Source organism: Halorussus marinus, assembly GCF_004765795.1.
GTDB classification, from domain to species: Archaea; Halobacteriota; Halobacteria; order Halobacteriales; family Haladaptataceae; genus Halorussus; species Halorussus marinus.
Window position 1 is genome coordinate 146,244 of record NZ_SBIV01000004.1, and the last position, 18,739, is coordinate 164,982.

General features: G+C 67.0%; 20 protein-coding genes and 1 tRNA gene. 11 read left to right on the top strand and 10 right to left on the bottom strand.

Going from position 1 to position 18,739, the window contains the following annotated elements; genetic code table 11:
• Positions 1-25: 25 nt before the first annotated feature.
• Entirely contained in the window at positions 26-202 is a 177-nt protein-coding gene (locus EPY72_RS19400) for a DUF8029 family protein (RefSeq protein WP_167599420.1), read from the top strand.
• Between the two features lie 35 nt (positions 203-237).
• Here EPY72_RS19400 and trpG read toward each other — a convergent pair whose 3' ends face one another.
• Genes trpG through trpD form a run of 4 tightly spaced genes read right to left on the bottom strand, consistent with a single transcriptional unit; the run spans position 238 to position 4,128 of the window.
• Positions 238-873, bottom strand: a complete 636-nt coding sequence (gene trpG, locus EPY72_RS09870) for an anthranilate synthase component II (protein ID WP_135806307.1) — start codon at positions 871-873, stop codon at positions 238-240.
• Positions 870-2,462: an anthranilate synthase component I gene (trpE, locus tag EPY72_RS09875; RefSeq protein ID WP_135806308.1), complete on the bottom strand. Its 1,593-nt coding sequence runs from the start codon at positions 2,460-2,462 to the stop codon at positions 870-872. Before trpE ends, trpG begins: the two co-directional genes overlap by 4 nt.
• Positions 2,459-3,127 (bottom strand): phosphoribosylanthranilate isomerase, encoded by a 669-nt coding sequence (locus EPY72_RS09880; RefSeq protein WP_135806309.1) that lies wholly within the window; start codon positions 3,125-3,127, stop codon positions 2,459-2,461. The genes trpE and EPY72_RS09880 overlap by 4 nt, the downstream gene beginning before the upstream one ends.
• A complete protein-coding gene (gene trpD, locus EPY72_RS09885) occupies positions 3,124-4,128 on the bottom strand; it encodes an anthranilate phosphoribosyltransferase (RefSeq protein WP_134670049.1) in 1,005 nt (334 codons plus the stop codon). Before trpD ends, EPY72_RS09880 begins: the two co-directional genes overlap by 4 nt.
• A gap of 226 nt (positions 4,129-4,354) precedes the next feature.
• On the opposite strand from trpD, the gene EPY72_RS09890 reads away from it, so the two are divergent.
• The 3 genes from EPY72_RS09890 (at position 4,355) to EPY72_RS09900 (ending at position 5,741) form a co-directional block, all read left to right on the top strand.
• Positions 4,355-4,428: transfer RNA gene (locus tag EPY72_RS09890), tRNA-Val, on the top strand.
• Positions 4,429-4,542: 114 nt separating this feature from the next.
• Positions 4,543-5,031 (top strand): hypothetical protein, encoded by a 489-nt coding sequence (locus EPY72_RS09895; RefSeq protein ID WP_135806310.1) that lies wholly within the window; start codon positions 4,543-4,545, stop codon positions 5,029-5,031.
• Between the two features lie 119 nt (positions 5,032-5,150).
• Complete coding sequence (locus tag EPY72_RS09900; protein ID WP_135806311.1) at positions 5,151-5,741, top strand: hypothetical protein; 591 nt, start codon at positions 5,151-5,153, stop codon at positions 5,739-5,741.
• 315 nt (positions 5,742-6,056) lie between these two features.
• Here EPY72_RS09900 and EPY72_RS09905 read toward each other — a convergent pair whose 3' ends face one another.
• A complete protein-coding gene (locus EPY72_RS09905) occupies positions 6,057-7,652 on the bottom strand; it encodes a sensor histidine kinase (protein WP_168216019.1) in 1,596 nt (531 codons plus the stop codon).
• A 181-nt stretch (positions 7,653-7,833) separates the two neighbouring features.
• Positions 7,834-8,553: a DUF7504 family protein gene (locus EPY72_RS09910; RefSeq protein WP_135806313.1), complete on the bottom strand. Its 720-nt coding sequence runs from the start codon at positions 8,551-8,553 to the stop codon at positions 7,834-7,836.
• Between the two features lie 169 nt (positions 8,554-8,722).
• On the opposite strand from EPY72_RS09910, the gene EPY72_RS09915 reads away from it, so the two are divergent.
• Positions 8,723-9,097, top strand: coding sequence for a CBS domain-containing protein (locus EPY72_RS09915; protein WP_167599422.1), 375 nt, complete (start codon positions 8,723-8,725; stop codon positions 9,095-9,097).
• Positions 9,098-9,129: 32 nt separating this feature from the next.
• On the opposite strand, the gene EPY72_RS09920 is transcribed toward EPY72_RS09915, so the two are convergent.
• The 3 genes from EPY72_RS09920 to EPY72_RS09930 all read right to left on the bottom strand — a co-directional run bounded on the left by EPY72_RS09920 (position 9,130) and on the right by EPY72_RS09930 (position 10,867).
• Positions 9,130-9,711, bottom strand: coding sequence for a DUF7504 family protein (locus EPY72_RS09920; RefSeq protein ID WP_135806314.1), 582 nt, complete (start codon positions 9,709-9,711; stop codon positions 9,130-9,132).
• 2 nt (positions 9,712-9,713) lie between these two features.
• Entirely contained in the window at positions 9,714-10,382 is a 669-nt protein-coding gene (locus tag EPY72_RS09925; protein ID WP_135806315.1) for a DUF7344 domain-containing protein, read from the bottom strand.
• A 191-nt stretch (positions 10,383-10,573) separates the two neighbouring features.
• The gene (locus EPY72_RS09930) at positions 10,574-10,867 is read right to left on the bottom strand and encodes a lycopene cyclase domain-containing protein (protein ID WP_134670061.1); all 294 of its coding nucleotides are present in this window, start codon (positions 10,865-10,867) and stop codon (positions 10,574-10,576) included.
• 87 nt (positions 10,868-10,954) lie between these two features.
• Here EPY72_RS09930 and EPY72_RS09935 point away from each other — a divergent pair, with 87 nt between their 5' ends.
• Positions 10,955-12,100, top strand: coding sequence for a CBS domain-containing protein (locus EPY72_RS09935; RefSeq protein WP_134670063.1), 1,146 nt, complete (start codon positions 10,955-10,957; stop codon positions 12,098-12,100).
• Positions 12,101-12,111: 11 nt separating this feature from the next.
• On the opposite strand, the gene EPY72_RS09940 is transcribed toward EPY72_RS09935, so the two are convergent.
• The gene (locus tag EPY72_RS09940) at positions 12,112-13,110 is read right to left on the bottom strand and encodes a phosphate uptake regulator PhoU (RefSeq protein ID WP_134670065.1); all 999 of its coding nucleotides are present in this window, start codon (positions 13,108-13,110) and stop codon (positions 12,112-12,114) included.
• Positions 13,111-13,383: 273 nt separating this feature from the next.
• Here EPY72_RS09940 and EPY72_RS09945 point away from each other — a divergent pair, with 273 nt between their 5' ends.
• The 5 genes from EPY72_RS09945 to phoU all read left to right on the top strand — a co-directional run bounded on the left by EPY72_RS09945 (position 13,384) and on the right by phoU (position 18,724).
• Positions 13,384-14,382, top strand: a complete 999-nt coding sequence (locus EPY72_RS09945) for a PstS family phosphate ABC transporter substrate-binding protein (protein WP_134670067.1) — start codon at positions 13,384-13,386, stop codon at positions 14,380-14,382.
• Positions 14,383-14,435: 53 nt separating this feature from the next.
• Positions 14,436-15,356: a phosphate ABC transporter permease subunit PstC gene (pstC, locus tag EPY72_RS09950; protein ID WP_134670069.1), complete on the top strand. Its 921-nt coding sequence runs from the start codon at positions 14,436-14,438 to the stop codon at positions 15,354-15,356.
• A 28-nt stretch (positions 15,357-15,384) separates the two neighbouring features.
• Positions 15,385-17,028 (top strand): phosphate ABC transporter permease PstA, encoded by a 1,644-nt coding sequence (gene pstA / locus EPY72_RS09955; protein WP_134670071.1) that lies wholly within the window; start codon positions 15,385-15,387, stop codon positions 17,026-17,028.
• 3 nt (positions 17,029-17,031) lie between these two features.
• Positions 17,032-17,910: a phosphate ABC transporter ATP-binding protein PstB gene (gene pstB, locus EPY72_RS09960; RefSeq protein ID WP_135806316.1), complete on the top strand. Its 879-nt coding sequence runs from the start codon at positions 17,032-17,034 to the stop codon at positions 17,908-17,910.
• A gap of 136 nt (positions 17,911-18,046) precedes the next feature.
• A complete protein-coding gene (gene phoU, locus EPY72_RS09965; protein WP_134670074.1) occupies positions 18,047-18,724 on the top strand; it encodes a phosphate signaling complex protein PhoU in 678 nt (225 codons plus the stop codon).
• Positions 18,725-18,739: the final 15 nt, after the last annotated feature.

Sequence of the window (18,739 nt, forward strand, 5' to 3'; positions counted from 1 at the left end):
GGTGTCCGGGTCTCGTCTTTCGGTCATGATAGCTCCGGTCGCCGAACTGGTCGCGACCCCGGTCGGCAAACTCCTCGTCGGACTCGTGGTCCTCGCCGCGGTCGTGCTCGTCGGTCGAATCGTCCTCAGCGTCGCGTGGAAGCTCCTGCTCGTCGCCATCGTCGTCACGGGCGCGGTCTACACGGCGGGCGTCCTGCTGTAGAGAGGGGTCCGACCGGCGGGGCTGTCGGGGCACCGCTACGCCACGCCGTCGAGGAAGTTCCGGATCACGTCGTGGCCGACCGCGGTCAGGACGCTCTCGGGGTGAAACTGAACGCACTCGATGGGATGCTCGCGGTGGCGCACGCCCATCACCAGCTCCTCGCCAGCGTCGGACTCGCTCGCGTCCGACGAGTCGACCGACGCGTCGGTCCCGGCGGACCCGTGATACGTCGTCGCGGTCACCTCGAAACACTCGGGAACCTCGGTGGCGATCAGCGAGTGGTACCGGCCCGCCCGGAACCCCTGATCGAGTCCCCGGTAGACCCCGCGACCGTCGTGGTCGACCGGGAACGCCTTGCCGTGGATCGGCTCGGGCGCCCGTCCGACGGCCCCGCCGTAGGCGTAGACGGCGGCTTCGAGCCCGAGACAGACCCCGAGCGTCGGCACGTCCGGGCTCACCTCCCGGAACACGTCGTTGGTCACCCCGACGTCGCGGTCGTTGGCCGGGTGGCCCGGTCCGGGCGAGACCACGATCGCGTCCGGGTCCGCCTCGCGGACGTCGGCCAGCGACGCCGTGTTCCGGACGACCTCCGTGTCGGCGTGCTCGCTCGTGTACTCCACGAGGTTGTACGTGAACGAGTCGAAGTTGTCGACGAACAGCACGTCGGTCATCGGCTCACCTCCGGCGGCGTGGCGGTCTCGATCCGCCTGAGCGCGGTCAGGACGCCGTCCATCTTCTGTTCGGTCTCCTCGTACTCGGCGGCGGGGTCGCTGTCGGCGACGATACCCGCGCCCGCCTGCACGGTGACCCGGTCGAGGTCGTCCCCGACCGCGTCGTGTTCGACCGTCGCAGTCCGGATGACGATGGCGAAGTCGGCGTCGCCGGTCCACGAGTAGTAGCCGACGCCGCCGCCGTACAGCCCCCGCGGCGAGCGTTCGAGGTCGTCGATAATCTCCATCGCGCGGATCTTGGGCGCGCCCGACAGCGTGCCCGCGGGGAACGACGCCCGGGTCGCGTCGAAGGCGTCGGCGTCGGCCGCCAGCCGGCCGGTCACGGTGCTCTCGATGTGCTGGACGTGACTGTACTTGAGCACGTTCATGAACTCGTCGACGCTGACGCTACCGGGCTCGCTCACCCGTCGGACGTCGTTGCGCGCGAGGTCGACGAGCATGGTGTGTTCGGCCCGCTCCTTGCCGTCGGCGAGCATCTCGCCCGCGAGCCGGCGGTCCTCGACCGGGCTCGACCCGCGCGGACAGGTGCCCGCGATGGGGTTGGCCATCACCTCGTCGCCGCGGACCGACACCAGCGTCTCGGGGCTCGCGCCCACCACCGTCAGGTCGCCGTGGCCGAGCAGGTACATGTACGGCGAGGGGTTCACCTCCCGGAGCGCCTCGTAGAAGCCGAGCGCGTCGATCTCGCCGTCGAGTTCGCGCTTGCGGGAGATCACGCCCTGATAGATGTCGCCGTCGAGGACGTGTTCTTTCGCGGTCCGGACCGTGTCCTCGTACTCCTCGCGCGGGCCCGCGGTCTCGCCCTCGCGGACGAACCCGCCGGTCTCGGGGGCGTCGGCCGCCCCCAGGCGGTCGGCCACGCGATCGGCCTCGGCCCTGAGGTCGTCGTACACCGCGCCGGGGTCGTCGTCGGGGCCGACGACCGGCGTGAACACCAGCGAGACCGTCTCGGCGAGGTGATCGAACGCCAGCGTCTTGGTGTTGAGCACGAACTGGGCGTCCGGGAACCGCGAGTCGGGGCGCTCGACGCCGACCTCGTCGAGCCAGAGGTCGTAGACCGCGTCGTAGGCCAGAAAGCCGACGAGCCCGCCGTCGAACCGCTGGCCGTCCCCGTTCTCGAACCCGCGGCGATCCGCGTCCGGGAGCGCGGTCCGGAGCGCCTCCAGCGTCTCGCCCGACCGCGCGGGCGAGACGTGCGCGGCGGCCCGGCCACCGAGCGACTCGACGCGCACGTCGTCGGGGTCGACGGTCACGACGGCGTCGGGGTCGTACCCCACGTACGAGTAGCGGGCGTGGCGCTCGCCCGACGAGTCGGGGGAAAACGCCCCGTCGGGATCGCTGGAGGCGGTCTTCTCCGCGCTCTCCAGCAGGAAGGCGTACTCAGAGCGGTCGGTCTCGGTCGAGCGCCCGGTCAGCGCGGCGTACGCCGACAGGGGTGCGGTCTCGACCCCGAGTTCGGTCCCGACGCGCACGACCGCGGGATCGTCGCCGCTCGCGAGCTCGACGAACCGCTCTCGGTCCGGATTCATGGCTTGGGGGCCGGCTCGGCGCGCTCGGCGTTCGTCACGAACGACGCGACGGCTTCGGGGTCTTTCCGGCCGCCCGCGGTCTCGTCGGGGTCCTCGCGCTCGACGCCGCTGGCGACGTCGACCGCGAAGGGATCGACCGCCCGGACGGCCGCCCCGACGTTCTCGGGGGTCAGCCCGCCCGCGAGCACGACCGGCGAGTCGAGGTCGGCCGCGACGTCGGCGGTCCGGTCCCAGTCGTGCGTCCGGCCGGTCCCGCCCGCGCCGTCGGCGTCGACCGAGTCGACGAGCAGCGCGTCGGCCACCTCGTCGTAGCGCCGCGCCCGCTCGGGATCGGCGGCGTCGACGGTCTTGAGCACCTTCGCGTCGACGCTAGAGGTCAGGTACGCCAGATCGCCGACTTCGAGGTCGCCGTGGACCTGGACGGCGTCGACGCCGACCGTTCGGGCCAGTTCGGCCACCGACCCGGGGCTGTCGGACATCGTCACCAGCACGGTGGTCACGAACGGCGGGGCCGCGGCCGCGAGGTCGGCCGCGACCCTGGGGGCGATCTCCCGCGGGGAGTCGACGGGAACGTCGACGAGGAGTCCGATCGCGTCGGCGCCGGCCTCGACGGCGGTCCGGAGGTCCTCGCGTCCGGTGATCCCGCAGATCTTCGCGCGGGTCATGCCGTCACTGGCTCACAGAGCTGTTCGAGCTTCTCGGTCGCGTCGCCGTCGTCGATCGCCTTCGCGGCGCGCTCGACGCCGTCTTCGAGCGAGTCGGCCTCACCAGCGACGTAGATCGCCGCGCCCGCGTTGGCGAGGATGATGTCGCGTTTCGCGCCGGTCACCTCGCCCGCGGCGATGCCCCGGAGGTCCGCGGCGTTCTCCGCGGGACTCCCGCCCGCGACCTCGGCCACGTCGTGGCGGTCGAGCCCGAAGTCCTCGGGAGCGAGGGTGTACTCCTCGATCTCGTCGCCCCGGACCTCCGCGACCGCGGTCTCGTCGTGGACCGCGATCTCGTCCATGCCCGAGCCGTGGACGACCAGCGCGCGCTCGACGTCCATCTGCGCGAGCGATCGGGCGAGCACGGGCACGAGGTCCGGATCGTAGACGCCGACGATCTGGCTGTCGGCGCCCGCCGGGTTGGTGAGCGGGCCGAGCACGTTGAACACGGTCCGCATCCCGAGTTCGCGCCGCGGGCCGATGACCGCCTTCATCGCGGGGTGGAAGACGGGCGCGAGCATGAAGCCGATGCCGTCGGCCTCGATGGCGGCCTCGACCGCCGGCGGTTCGGCGTCGATCTGGACGCCGACTTCCTCTAGCACGTCGGCGCTCCCGGACGACGAGGACACCGAGTAGTTGCCGTGCTTGGCGACCGGAACGCCGGCGCCGCTGGCGACGATCGCGCTCGTGGTCGAGACGTTGATGGTCGAGTAGTCGTCGCCGCCGGTGCCGCAGGTGTCGACCAGCGGCGACCGGTCGGGGTCGATGGTCCGGGCGGCGTCGCGCATCCCCCGTGCGAACCCCGCGATCTCGGTTTCGGTCTCGCCCTTCGCGCGGAGGGCGGCGAGCAGTGCGCCGATCTGGGCCTCGGTCGCGTCCTCGAAGACGGCGGCGGCCGCCTCGCGGGCCTCCGCGAGCGTGAGATCCTCGCCGTCGGTGACGCGTTCGATGTATGTTTGCATTTTAAATCACCAATGTACGTCTTCGTCTTACGATGAACATAATCGTACATCTACTTAAGGATGTCGGGGTCGGCGGCTCCGCGACGACGCGCCGAATTGCGGCGGGAGACGACCTAATCTTCGACCTTTAGGATCGGCGGCTCTGAAATCGCCCGCCCGCGTCGTAATTCGAAAGGTTCATTTATACCCGCGGACAACGAGTGGATGCGTTCGAGATAGGCCGCATGGGTTTGTGGTCTAGTTGGTTATGACACCTCCTTGACATGGAGGAGGCCGGCAGTTCAAATCTGCCCAAACCCACTCCCCTTCGTTTTACCGGGATTCCCCGCTCGTACGGAGTCTCGTGCATTCGGCTCCGAACACCGACCCACTGCGATCACTCGATTTATTGAGTCGGTGTCCGTATCCGAGAGCGTGTCCTCCACCACACGCCGTTCGGTGCTCGCGGCGCTCAGTTCGGCCGCCGTCGTCGCCACCGCGGGGTGTTCGTCGATTCGCTCGGACGACCCCCCGGCTGGGAGCCTCCGGTTCGTCAACGATGACGACGTCCCGCACACGATCACGATGGGAGTCACCGGCGTCGGCGACGAACCCGGCGACGGCGCCGGAATGGTAGACGGCGACCCCGTCGTCCCGCCCGCCCAGCGAAATCTGACCGCTGGCACGTCGATCGAACCGGGCGAGAGTTCGACCTACGAGAGCGTCTTCACGGAGCCGGTCTGGTACGCGGTCCGGTTCACCGTCGACGGACGGGAACCCGAAAACCAGACGGGCGTGACGGCGTTCCGCCCCTCCCCGACCGACAGCGCGGCCGGGAACACGTTAGCGGGGAAGATCTACGAGTCGGGCGAGTTTTCGTGGATCGTCAGCAGTACCGACGACGCCGGTTCGTTCGGCGAGTAGGCGGACTCCTCGCGGGACGACGTGAACTCCGCTGCGAAGACGCGACGACCGACCTGTATAGCTAAGTGACACAACCGCCAAGGACTCGCATGGCTTCTCGACTCCGAGGTGCCACCGGTTTGGCGGTCGGTCGGGTGCTGAGTGGACTCGCAGTCCTGTCTGCGGGCGTCGCAGTCGCGATTCTCGCGTTCCCCAATCCGCTCGCGGACGTGTTCTTCACCGGGATCGTAGCGCTCGGCGTGGTTTTCGCGCTCGTCGGCGCGTTCGGCGCGTGGACGAACCGGACCGCGTTCGCCTGGGCGGGCGCCCTCCTGCTTGCGGGACTTTCGGTCGCGGGACTGATGTCGATCGGGTTCGTCCTCGCACCCGCCGCAGTCTTCCTGCTCGGCGCCGCGCTCTGCTCGCAACTGGCCGGCCCGCGGATCGATGTTCGCGAGGCGATCGTCGCCGATCCGCCGACGGTATCGGAAATAGCTCTGAAAGCCCTGATCGGCACCGTTTCGGTCGCCGCCGGAGCGGGGGCGGGATACGCCGGCGCCGTCAGACGGGATCTGTTCGGGGCGTGTGCGACCGAAACGCTGGAGTGTGCGCTCGCGAAGGCGAACTGGGCCGGGATCGGAACGACCCTGCTCGGCGTGGTCGCGATCAGCCTCGGAGCGTGGCTCGTCTGGAGACAGATCTACGTATCACGCGTGCTCGCATCGGCGTAGATCGAATCCGACCCGCGTTCGCGTGTCAGCGGCCGGTCGACGAACGCGGCGCCTCGGGGGAATCAGAACCGAAAGCGAGGGCAAAGAAAGGGGACGGAACGACTGCAGGGCGGCAGGAAGCGCGTCGGTGGGTACCGGGGGACGGTTTCGGGTGGTGGGACGCTCTGCCGCCACCGGAAACGTGATTCTATTCTAATATATGTCTTTTGTCTCGTTCACGGCGCTCGCGACCGACGCCGCCGGACAGAGCCACCGCAGATCTACTTCCGAAACGGCGTCGACGGCTCTCCGGTCGGTCCGACGCGTCGTCGGCCCTCACGTCGGGGAGTCCACCGTCGGTTCGGCGTCCGTCCCGGGGTCGTCGGGCGTCTCGGGGCTCGCGGTCTCGAATGTCAGACAAACGACGCTCCCTCGCGGGTCTCGCTCGCGAAACGACACCTCGCCGTTCGACTTCGCGACGATCCAGCTCACGAGCCAGAGTCCGAGCCCGCTGGTGTGATCGAGGGGCGTCTCGTAGCCGCGTTCGAGCACGGCGACCTCCGCGTCCGGGATCCCCGGCCCGTTGTCCGCGATGCGGACCTCGACGGCGTCGTCCCCGGCGTCGGCGATTTCGACGTCGATCTCGGGCGACTCGGCGTCGTTGTGCTTGGCGGCGTTGTCGATCACGTTTCTGAGCGCGGATTCGACCAGCGAATGGGCGGCGACCCGACACGACTCACACGCCGGCCCGTCAGTTCGAACCCCCGAATAGTCGCGTTCGACCCGTTCGAGCTCGGCCTCGATGATGTCGGCGAGGTCGACGACCGTAGTCTCGTTCAGTTCGCTCTGGAGGACACACTCGATGTCGCGGATCTGTCTGCTCATCTCCGCGAGATCGGCCGCCTGATCCCGGATCGTCGCGGCGCTGTCGGCGTCGTCTTCGATCGCGCTCTCGGCCAGCAGTTCGGCGTGGCCCTGAATCACGTTCGCGGCGTTCCGCAGATCGTGGCGAAACACCCGGTTGAGAACGGTGAGCTGGCGGTTCAGTCGAGTGGCCTGATCGCGGGCGGCGGCCAACTGTTGCTCGCGGTCCGCACGCTCTAACGCGGTCCGGGTGTTCGCGGCCAGAATCTTCGCCAGCGACACGTCGGCCTCGTCGAAGGTGCCGACGTCGGTCGAGCCGATGTTGATCACGCCGTGGTCTCCGAGCGGAAGGATGATCTCGCTCCGGATCGGCGTGTCGCTCCGGTGGCGCTCGGGCTGGTCGCTCACGTCGTCGAACACCATGACCTCGCCCGTTTCGAACGCCCGCCACGACAGGCTCGTGCCGGCGGTGTAGGTGGGCACGTCGGAGATCAGATCGGTCCCCTCGTCGGTGACTGCGACCGGTTTCAGCGCATCCTCGTCGTCGTCGTAGAGCCAGGCACCGCTCACCCGCAAGTCCAGAATGTCGCGGGCGGTCTCGACCGCGCGGGTCGCGATCTCCTCGCGGTCCCGGAGCCGAACCAGATCGCGGGTCGCCGTGTGGAGATCGTGGAGCGCCCGCTCGCGCGTGGCGATCTCGGCCCGCTGGCGGTGTCGCTGGGCGTCGTAGAGCCCGATGACGAACCCGATGAGCGCGCCGACCGACGCCGCGCCGAGAACCACGAACTCCTGATCGACCATCCGGACGCCGTGGGCCTGCTGGGACCGGATCGTGAGCACCGCACTCGAACTCAGTGCGCCGACACACACGATACACCAGGCCGCGATCCGGTTGGCGGTGGCGGCGCCGACCGACCGCCGCCACAGCCAGACGCCGCCCGCGAACACCCCCAGACTGATGAGCGCCGGGAAGACGACCCCGAAGAGGATCGTCCGGGAGGACTCGGCCGAGTGGGTCGCGTGGACGAGATGAGCCAGACACAGGCCGCCCCCGAGAGCCAATATCACGGCTAGCCCACCCATAGAATCGAAGGCCCTTCTCATTAAAACACACACTGGATCGGGGCGATTTATACCTTCGGGACCAGACAGTCCCAGCGGTCTCGTTCGCCGTCGGCCGACTGCCGGCCGATCGATCCGGTCGAAGCGTCTCGTCGCTACGGGGCTCGAACCGGCGGCGTTCGGGGTATCAGTCCCCGACGGAGGGCGTGAGCCACCCCGAGGAGAGACCCTCCTCGCGGAGATGCCACCGCTGTTGGAGTCGGCCGTCCGCGACCCGGAGTTCGACGACCGCGTCGAACAGCGGCGCGAGCCCCCGAACGCGTTCGGAGTCGTACGCGACCGGAAAGTGGAAGTGAGCCATCGCCTGCGCGCTCCGGATTCGACCGATCAGTACGTGGAGGAACCGAAAGCGGGCGGCGTCGTCGCGCGCCGAGGACAGCGGGACGAGCGAGTCGAAGCAGATGCGCAGTTCCGCGGGCGAGAGCCCGCCGGTGGCCGCCTCGAAGGCCTCGATCTCGCGGGCGATCGCGATCCCGAGCTCCGAGAGCTGACCGCGTTCGACCCGGACCGGCTCGATGGCGTCTCCGGACGGTTCGGACGGCACACTCGACGCGGCGCTTCGGGACGGAGCCGTCCACGAGACCAGACTGGTCCGGTCGGGATCGGGCGGCGTCGAGAGGCGATCGCCGAGAATCGGACCGTCGGGGGTCGTCGAGACGAACAGGCGGCGCCGATCCGCGACCGCCTCGTCGCCGAGCATACAGTTGCAGGCGTCTCTCGCCACCGAATCGGGCACGTTACCGACGACGAGAAGCGACGAACCGCTTCGCTTGAGCTCCCGGAGCTTCGAGACGAACGCGCCGCGGTCGGGGTCAGCGAGCCCGCCGATATCGCCCCGAGATGTCATTACGTTACGGTACTCGGACTGCATAAATGAATGTTTTGTCTGATGTCACCCAACGGCACACTACTGATCGACCCCGACCGATCTCACCGAGCGTCCGACCCGTCGGACGCCGACAGTCGGACTGTCGGGGCGGTCGAATTTATACGCGCGCCGCCCGTCGACATACGGTATGAGTTCTGAGGAGCGACAGACCGTCGAAGACGTAATGTCGACGCCCCTGGAGACCGTCTCGAAGGAGGCGACCGTGATGGAGGCCACACGCCGAATGCGCGACGAAGAGATAAGCGCGCTCGTTGTTCCGACCACGCCGCGGTCGATCATCAGCAGCACGGACGTCCTCGACGCCGTCGCCGACGGGCGCGACGTCGCCGAGTTGCGGGTGTCCGACGTGATGACGACCGACGTCGAAATCGCCACTCCGGACCTCTATCTGGAGGAAGTCGCCGCGATGATGACCACGTACGGTATCAAACACCTCCCGGTCGTCGACGACGACTACGTCGGGATGGTCTCCTCGACCGACATCACGGCCGCCCTCTCGTAGCGCCGCGAGGGCCCGGCAGTTCGGAGGATCGTTCAGGCGCCGTCGCCCGCGCCGCGGCCCACGTCGCGCTCCCGATCGCAGACGCTTCGGAGTCGCTCGTAGGTCTCGGTGGCGACCGCCCCCGGGCTCACGCAGTAGACGCCGCGGAGATCGCGGGCCCGCACTCGGTTGGTGAGCGTCTGGAAGAACCGCGATACGCGCGACTCGTCGGCGTACATCAGGAAGACGCCCAGCGCGTCGACGAACACCCAGCCGCGACCGGGTTCGAGGTGGCCGACCGCGTCGGAGAACCGCATCCCGACGCCGGTGAGGTCCCCGGGCCGAACGTGATCGGTGGTCCAGAGATCGCCGTCGTACTCGGCCGCGGTCGGGGTGACCGGCACGACGCCGACGTCGGCGGGATCGTGACCGTCGCGTTCGAGTCGCTGGGCGATCTTTCTGGGGTGGTCGCGGGCCGCGACGACGAGGAGGTTGTCGTAGGCGCGCTCGGGGAGCGCCGCGAACGGGGACCCGTTGGTCGGCGCCCGGACGAGCGTCTGTGTGCCAGCGGAGCCAAAGCGCTCGACGACCGGGTCCGATTGCCGAGACGACCCCGAGGGCACCCCGTCGGCCATGGTCAGGACTCCTGTATCTCCGGTGGTGTTTCGCCCGCGCCGGCGGCGTGACGGGTGACGTACGTGTGTGCGATCGCGACGCTGGCGTAGGCGGCGACGACGATCGTCGCCACCAGTACGTCGCCGACCAGCGAGAAGGGGGGCAGACCGAGCCACGCGCCCGTCAGGAGGCCGATGCCGCCGACCGCGAGGCCGAGATACCAGTTACACCACGGGATATCGGGCTGGGCGTCGAGATCGAGGTAGACGTCGAGCTGTTCGGCCGCGCCCGAGAGCTCGACGATGCCGCGGTTCTGGTTGTACTCGACGATGCCTGCCTCGTCCAGTTTCGGGAGGTGGGACTGGTAGAGTGCGGTGTACACCCGCTTGCGCTCGGCGGCCGAGATCGCTCCGATCGTCGTGTCGTTCTCCCAGGCCGCGACCTGCTCGGCGAGCTCCGAAAGCTCGACCGAGTCGTCGGCGCGTCGAAGGTAGTGAAGGGCGTACCGGCGACGGCGGTTCTTGAGAACGTCGAAGACGAGGTCTCGGGAGAGCTCGGGGACGGTCTGTTCGTCGTCGTCCGACGACTGCTCGTCGGGGACCCCGCCGCCGGCGATAGCCGCCTCCTGCGGGTCGGGAGCCTCCTCCGGTTCGGTACCTCCGGTTCCGGACGAGTCACCAATGGTGCTCATTACTCTGCCACCCCGTGGTCGTAACCCAGCATGGATTCAACACATCGCCGGGATTAGCCTTTGTTATTCACCATTTACCGGTTTGCAACCTCTGCTTACAGACCGTTGCATTCGCGTTCCACCCCGGAGCCGTCTTGCGGTAACTGGTGGTTACGAAAGCTGTCGGGTGATTGTCGACGCCGGAAGGGGTGTCATAGGTTCTCGTGGATGGCGAGCACGAGCGCCGGGACGACGATCATGAAGATGTGCTCCTCGATCGGGATCCCGAGCAGTTCGACGCCGGTCCGAAGCGGGATCGCGAAGACGCCGATATGAAGCGTGTACCAGTCCCACACGTACGCGATAGGGTAAAGCACGACGATCGTACGGGCGGCGGACGCGAGCGCCCGCGCACGATAGAGGAGCCATATCGCGACAGTTCCCCACACGATCTCGGTCGCGAGGTAGGTGTACGGGCCGAACGCGGCGCCTATGTCGGGAATCACGCCGAGTAGTTGGGCCCGTACCGCCAAAAATCCCGCTGCCGGCATGAGACAACTTTCAAGACCGTCGCGCGTGAGGTTCGACACGAGATGGATATCTCCGACATCGCGACCACCGAGTACGTCGAATTAGAGGCCGAATCGAACGTCGGGAAAGCCCGATCGATCTTCGAGGATCAGAACCCCAAAGGAATCATCGTCACGAAGGCCGGCAGCTACGAGGGCGTCGTCACCCAGAAACAGCTCCTCCGATCGCACATCGAGGACCACACGAAGGTCGCGACCCTGACAAAGTCCGCACCCAAAGTCGAACGCACCGACAACGTCCGGGACGTCGCCCGGTCGCTCATCGAGGGCGGCACCAAGGTCGCGCCCGTGTTCGAGTCGGGCAACCTCTGGGGCGTGGTCGACGAGGACCTCATCCTCGAAGCGGTCCTCGAAAACCTCGACACGCTGACCGTCGAGGACATCTACACCGAGAACGTCATCACGATCGACGAGGACGCCACGCTCGGGCAGGCGATCAATCAACTCCGCGAGCACGGTGTCTCGCGGCTCCCGGTCGTCGACGAGGACGGCTTCCTTGCGGGCGTCGTTACGACCCACGACGTGGTCGACTTCGCGACCCGCAACGAACAGCGCATCACCGGCGAGGGCGACCGCGCCGGGGACCTCGACCGGATGCTCGACCTCCCGGTGTACGACGTGATGTCGAGTCCGGTCGAGACGACCACGCTCGGCGAGTCGGTCCGGGACGCGGTCGAGCAGATGCTCGACAACGACTTCGCGGGCCTCGTGGTCACCCCCGAGGACGACGACCGCGTGGTCGGCGGGGTGCTCACCAAGACCGACGTACTGCGCGCGCTGACCTACACCGAAGAGGAGGTGATGGACGTCCAGATCACGAACATCAACCTCCTCGACACCATCGGTCGCGAGGACATCCGGGAGTCGATCGCCGAGATCGCCGACAAGTACCAGCAGATGCAGGTACGCCACGCCCACGTCCGGTTCCACGAGCACAAAGAGAAGCTCCGGGGTACGCCCCTGCTCCAGTGTGCGATCCGGCTGCGGACGAACCGCGGGCAGGTCGCGGGGTCGGGCGAGGGCTACGGCGCCGAACAGGCGTTCAGCGTGGCCCGCGACAAGCTCGAACGTAACGTGCTCGAGATCAAGGGCATCGAGAGCGACCGCGAGTACGAGGGCCAACTCCTCCGAAAACTCGGCGAGCTCTGAGAGGCCGCCGCCTATTCCGGTCGCGGTGCCGCCCGCTGTAACGCGGTCTCCGCGACGTTGCCGCCGTAGTCGCCGCTTCTGGACAGCGAGTCGACGATGAGCCCGAGCAGTTGGGCCTGCTGGGCGTCGAGGTCCCGGATCCGGTCGTCGACCGCCCGGGTGTGTTGGTCCATCTCGCGGACGTGCTCGCGGGCGTCGTTCGCGAGCTCGGTCGCGTCCCGTTCTTCGTCGAGCAACAGCGCGTCCATCGCGGTGTTGACGATCTCGGCGGCGTCGTCGTGGAGGTCGTCGAGTCCGGCCGCCACTTCCTCGGGGATTTCGCCGAGCTGACGGGCGTGCTGGGCCATCTTCGCGGCGTGGTCGGCGATGCGTTCGAGCTGTCGGGCGCTGGAGTGGTAGTCGAAGCAGGTCTCTCGGGAGACCCCGAGCTCCTCGGCGGCCTTCGGCGTCCGAAGGGTCGCCCGGAAGATGCGCGAGACCATAAACCACAGCCGGTCGACGTCGTCGTCGCGCTCGATGACGTCCTCGGCGAGCGAGTCGTCGTTCTCCCGGATCGCGGTCACCGCGTCTTCGAGCATGCTGAGCGCGATGAGTCGCATGCGCGTGACCGCGTTGTGGACCGAAAGCTCCGAGGAGTCGAGCAGGTCCTGGATGACGACGCGGTCGCCGGTCTCCTCGATGACCTCGAGTCCGACGAGGCTCTGGGTCGCGTTCCGGATCGCCTGACGCTGGTCGGCGTCGATGCGCCCCGACTCCAGCACGATGACGTCGAAGCCGCTGACGTACATCGTCATCACGGTCCGGGTGAGGCTCTCGCCTCGGAGGTCGGTGATGTCGAGGGTTCCCTCGGACTTCTCGTCGGAGTCGCGCGAGGTGACGACCAGCGAGTCGTCCTGCGGGTAGAACGCCAGTCGCTCGCCCGCCTCGATCCCGTTCGCGGTCGCCCAGTCTTTCGGAATCGAGACCGTGAACGTCGAACCGCCGGTCACCTGCACCTTTCGGGTCTCCATATCGGGAGAATTAGTAGCACGAGCCATAAATCTACCCGTCTCTATATACTGCTCGCCCGACCGGGATAACTGCCCGATAGGTCGAGCGACCAAACCGACAGATAGCCGGATAAAGCCCGCCAAAACGGGCTTCAGTGCCGAGTAACACCTCCCTACTCGCAGGTAGGTCGCGGCATCTCACTCTCGAAAACACCCATGTCACCGTGACTCAACAAAGAACTATATAGAAATCATAGTAGGGTATTTACACGGATCGGCTCCTCCGAGTAAGTGATGACAGAGTCAGGGTTCCTTTCACGGCGGGCGTTTCTGGCGGGTACCGGTGCGACCGGTGCGGCGGCGCTCGCCGGCTGTATCGGCGAGACCGGCGGCTCCGGCGACGACGGCTCAGCGGAGACGACCGAGGGCGGACAGAGCGTCTCGGGCGGTATTACCATCACCGGGAGCAGTACGGTCTACCCCGTGTCGGTCGCGATGGCCGAGGAGTTCGAGAAGGCAAACAGCGAAGTCGACATCTCGGTCGACCCGACCGGGACCGGCGGCGGGTTCGAGAACCACTTCTGTCCGGGGAACTCCGACATCAACGGCGCCTCGCGTCCGATCACGGACGCCGAGGAGGAAAACTGCAACGAGAACGGCGTCGATCCCCGGCAGTTCCAGGTCGCGAGCGACGCACTGACCGTCGTCGTCAACAAGGACGCCACCTGGGTCGACAGCATAACCTTCGAGGAACTCGCACAGATCTGGCGCCCCGACGGGGCACAGCAGTGGAGCGACGTTCGAGACGACTGGCCCGACAAGCCGCTCGAACTGTACGGCCCCGCCTCGACGTCGGGTACGTTCGACTGGTTCACCGAGAACGTCGTCGGCGAGGCCGGCTCACACCGCAGCGACTACGAGGCCACCGAGGACGACAACAACATCGTCGCCGGCGTCGAGGGGTCGCCGAACGCGATGGGCTACCTCGGGTTCGCCTACTACCAGGAGAACAGCGACCGCGTGAAGGCCGTCAGCGTCGCCGAGGGCGACGCTTCGAACGCCGTCGAGCCGACGCTCGAAAACGCCAAGTCCGGCGACTACCCGATGGCCCGCCCGCTGTTCGTCTACCCGGCGGCCGGCTCGATTCAGGAGAAAGACCAGGTGTACGAGTTCCTGAAGTTCTACATCGAGCAGTCCGAGACCGACATCGTCACCGAGATCGGCTACGTCCCCGCGAGCGCTGACCTGCGCGACGACAACCTCGAGACGCTCGAGGAGATCCGCAACGAGTAGCCGCCTGCGGGAAATCACCTACCTTTACCACATCCACCGTGAACAACGAATCGATGAGCGAGGAACCAGCGCGACCGGCGTTCGCGGGCGAGAACCGCACCCGGTCGGCCAAGGAGTCGGCCATCAAGTGGTTCCTGTTCGTGTGCGCGGCGCTGTCGGTGTTCGTGACGCTCGCGATCGTCGCGACGCTGCTGTTCGACGCCATCGAGTTTTTCACCAGAGTTTCGCCGTTGGCGTTTTTCACCGGCACGAACTGGAGCCCCAAGATCGGCGAGGCGTTCGGCGTCCTCCCGCTCGTGACGAACACGCTGGCAGTGACCGCGCTGTCGGCGTTGGTAGCGATTCCCGTCGGGACCGCCTCGGCGGCGTACCTCAGCGAGTACGCGAGCGATCAGGTCCGATCGGTGCTCAAGCCCGCACTGGAAGTTCTCGCGGGCATTCCGACCGTCGTCTACGGCCTGTTCGCGCTCGTGTACGTCACCCCCGCGCTCCAGGCGGTCGGGATCCCGGTCGGGACGTTCAACCTCCTCAGCGCGTCGATCATGGTCGGCGTGATGATCATCCCGATGGTGTCGAGCCTCAGCGAGGACGCGATGAGCGCGGTCCCCGACTCGCTCCGGCAGGGCGCCTACGGGCTCGGCGCGACGAAGTTCGAGGTGACGACGACCGTCGTCGTCCCCGCCGCGGTGTCGGGCATCTTCTCGTCGTTCATCCTCGCGCTGTCCCGGGCGATCGGCGAGACGATGATCGTGGTGGTCGCCGCGGGGATGAGCCCGCAGTTGGTTCCGAGCCCGTTCGGCTCGATCCAGCCGATGACCTCCGCGATGGTCCAGCTCGCGACCAGCGACCTCGCGGGCGGAACCGCCGCCTACTACGCGCTGTTCGCGATCGGGCTCACGCTGTTCGTCATCACGTTCTCGATGAACGTGGCGAGCAACTGGGTGGCGTCGCGCTACCGGGAGGAGTACGAATGATCGACGCGACTACCGAGGTGATTCGATAATGGCGACCGAGCGTTCGACCCGCGACGGATCGTGGTACGGCGACGGTGAGGGAGTGAACCAGCTTCGCGGACAGCTGTTCAAGTGGGGCTGTCTGGGCGCGATGCTGTTCGGCATCGTGATGGTGTTCGTGTTGCTCGCGTACGTCGCGATCGACGCGATCCGGCCGCTCACCGCCGATCCCGGGTGGCATCTCACCTTCTTCCTCACGCTGGTCGCGCCGACGAGCGCGCTTCTTGGCTACTACGGCTTGCGGGACCGACGATCGGGCCTCGTGGGCGCGATCGCGACCGCGTTGCCGGCGTTCTGTCTGCTGGTCGGGGCCGGCATCTCGCTCCTGCTCGTCGACGTGTTCCGGCCCATCGAGTGGTTCGGAACCGCGGTCGCGCTGGTGGTCGCGGTCGGCGTCGTCTACGTCCACCGGCGGCTCCGGACCGAGCCGGCGGCGTTCGAACGTCCGATCGTCACCGTCGGGGCGCTGGTTCTCGCGGTCGTCGGCGTTCCCGGTGTGGTGCCCAGCCTGAGCCAACTGTTCCGTAACGCCCCGATCGCGCTCAACCCCGCGACGATGTTGCTCTACTCGTTTGCGGTCCCGGTCGCGATTCTGACCGGCCTCGCGATCGCCCGGCGCCGCGAGAGTCGGCGCGACGGTCTGATCGCGGCGGCGCTCACGGTGGTCGGCGGCGTCCTCGCCGTGATCGCGGCGCCGGCGGTCGGGATCGACGACTACCTGCTGATCGTGCTCAGTCTGTCTATCGCGGCGCCGACCGCCGTCTACGTCGAGGGCGTGGTCAGAGAGCGCGACCACCTCGTCGGCCTCGCGCTACCGATCGTCGCGTACGTCGGGACGTTTCTCGGCGCGGCGCTCGTCGAAGCCTACGGGTTCGCCGGGCCGGAGGCGTGGCTCGACTGGCAGTTCCTCACCAGCGCTCACTCGCGGTTTCCACAGGAAGCTGGCATCTACCCCGCGCTCGTCGGCTCGATCATGATGATGCTGGTCATCGTCGTCTCGGCGTTCCCGGTCGGGGTCGCGGCCGCGGTGTACCTCGAAGAGTACGCGCCCGACTCCGGTACGGTCGGTCGCGTAGTGGGGCTCATCGAGATGAACATCGCCAACCTCGCCGGGGTCCCGTCGGTCGTCTACGGCCTGCTCGGACTCGCGCTGTTCATCCGGTACGCCGACATGAACACGGGATCGGTCATCGTCGGGGGACTCACGGTCGGCCTACTCATTCTGCCGATCGTCATCATCTCCTCCCAAGAGGCGATCCGGGCGGTGCCGAACTCGATGCGACAGGCGTCCTACGGGATGGGTGCGACCAAGTGGCAGACGGTCCGGAACGTGGTGCTCCCCGAGTCGATCCCGGGCATCCTGACCGGCACCATCCTCGCGTTCGGTCGAGCCATCGGCGAGACCGCGCCGCTGTTGATGATCGGCGCCGCGGCGGTCGTGTTCAGCCCGCCGGGCTCGTTCGCCGAGAAGTTCAGCGCGATGCCGCGCCAGATCTTCGCGTGGTCTCACGAGCCGAGCGCGGAGTTCCGGTACGGCGTCCTCGCGGCCGGCGTCGTTACGTTGCTGGTCGTACTGCTGTCGATGAACGCCGCGGCGATACTCATCCGGAACCGCTATCAACGGAGGTCATAAAATATGAGCAACGAGAACATGACGGCTCCAAACCCCGAGACAGAGGCTGAGAACGACGACGATGCGGTCTCGCCGACGCCGGGGTCCGGAGCGGTCGACGCCGGCGACCTCGAGACGGCGACCGCGTCGAGTCGGACGGTCATCGAGTCGCGCGACCTCGACGTCTACTACGGCGAGACGCAGGCGCTCGACGACGTGAGCATCCGGATCCCCGAAAAGCAGGTAACCGCGATGATCGGCCCCTCGGGCTGTGGGAAGTCGACGTTCCTCAGGTGTATCAACCGGATGAACGACCTCATCGACGCCGCCCGGATCGAGGGCGACTTGCTGTTTCAGGACAAGAACGTCTACGACGACGACGTCGACCCGGTCGCGCTCCGGCGACGCATCGGGATGGTGTTCCAACAGCCCAACCCGTTCCCAAAGAGCATCTACGACAACGTCGCCTACGGGCTCCGACTCCAGAACAAGACCGAGAACCTCGACGAGAAGGTCGAGCAAGCCCTGAAGGGCGCCGCGCTCTGGGACGAAGTGAAAGACCAGCTCGACGAGTCGGGGCTGGATCTGTCGGGCGGTCAGCAACAGCGCCTCTGCATCGCGCGAGCCATCGCGGTCGACCCGGAAGTCATCCTGATGGACGAGCCCGCGAGCGCGCTCGACCCGGTCGCGACCTCCCAGATCGAGGATCTGATCGACGAACTCGCCGAGGACTACACGGTCGTGATCGTCACCCACAACATGCAACAGGCCGCCCGTATCTCGGACAAGACCGCCGTGTTCCTCACCGGCGGCGAACTCGTGGAGTTCGACGACACCCAGAAGATCTTCGAGAACCCCGAACACCAGCGGGTCGAAGACTACATCACCGGGAAGTTCGGATAGACCCGTTTGCCGCCGGCACGCTCGGGGGTTCTCGGTTCGCTCGCCCAACGGGTTGGCGGCGTGACTGGCCGATCGCCATTGGTAGTCGACGTAGCGCAGGGAAAACTACAACACGAAGACACGCGACACTCGAACCATGCCACGAAAGGATTATCAACAGCAACTCACGGAGCTCCGCGAGAACGTCCTCTACATGAGCGAGGTCGTCATGGAGCGACTCCGGATGGGACTCGACGCCTTAGAACAGAAAGACGACGAGCTCGCGTGGGAGGTCATCGAGGGCGACGACGAGGTCAACGAGCTCTACCTCGAACTCGAACAGGAGTGTATCAACCTGCTCGCGCTCCAGCAGCCGGTCGCCAGCGACCTCCGGACGATCGCGGCTTCGTTCAAGATCATTACCGACCTCGAACGCATCGGCGACCTCGCCACCAACCTCGGCGACTACTCGTTACAGGCCGATCAGGACGTGTTCCCCGAGGTCGACATTCAGGAGCTCGGATCGCTCACCCTCGACATGATCGAGGACGCGATGATGGCCTACGACGAGGAGGACACAGACGGCTGTTACGAGATCGCCGAGCGCGACGACGACCTCGACGCGCGTTGCGAACGGGCGAGCGAACTCGTCGTGCGCGACCTCATCGAGACCGAACTCGAGGAGAACACCGAAGAAGAAGTCGAGACGCTCCTCCAAGACGTCTCGCGGCTCCTGTTGACGGTCAGGGACCTCGAACGCATCGGCGACCACGCGGTCAACATCGCGGCCCGCACCCTCTACATGGTCGAGAACGACGACGAGCTCATCTACTAGAGCCTTTTCGTGCGG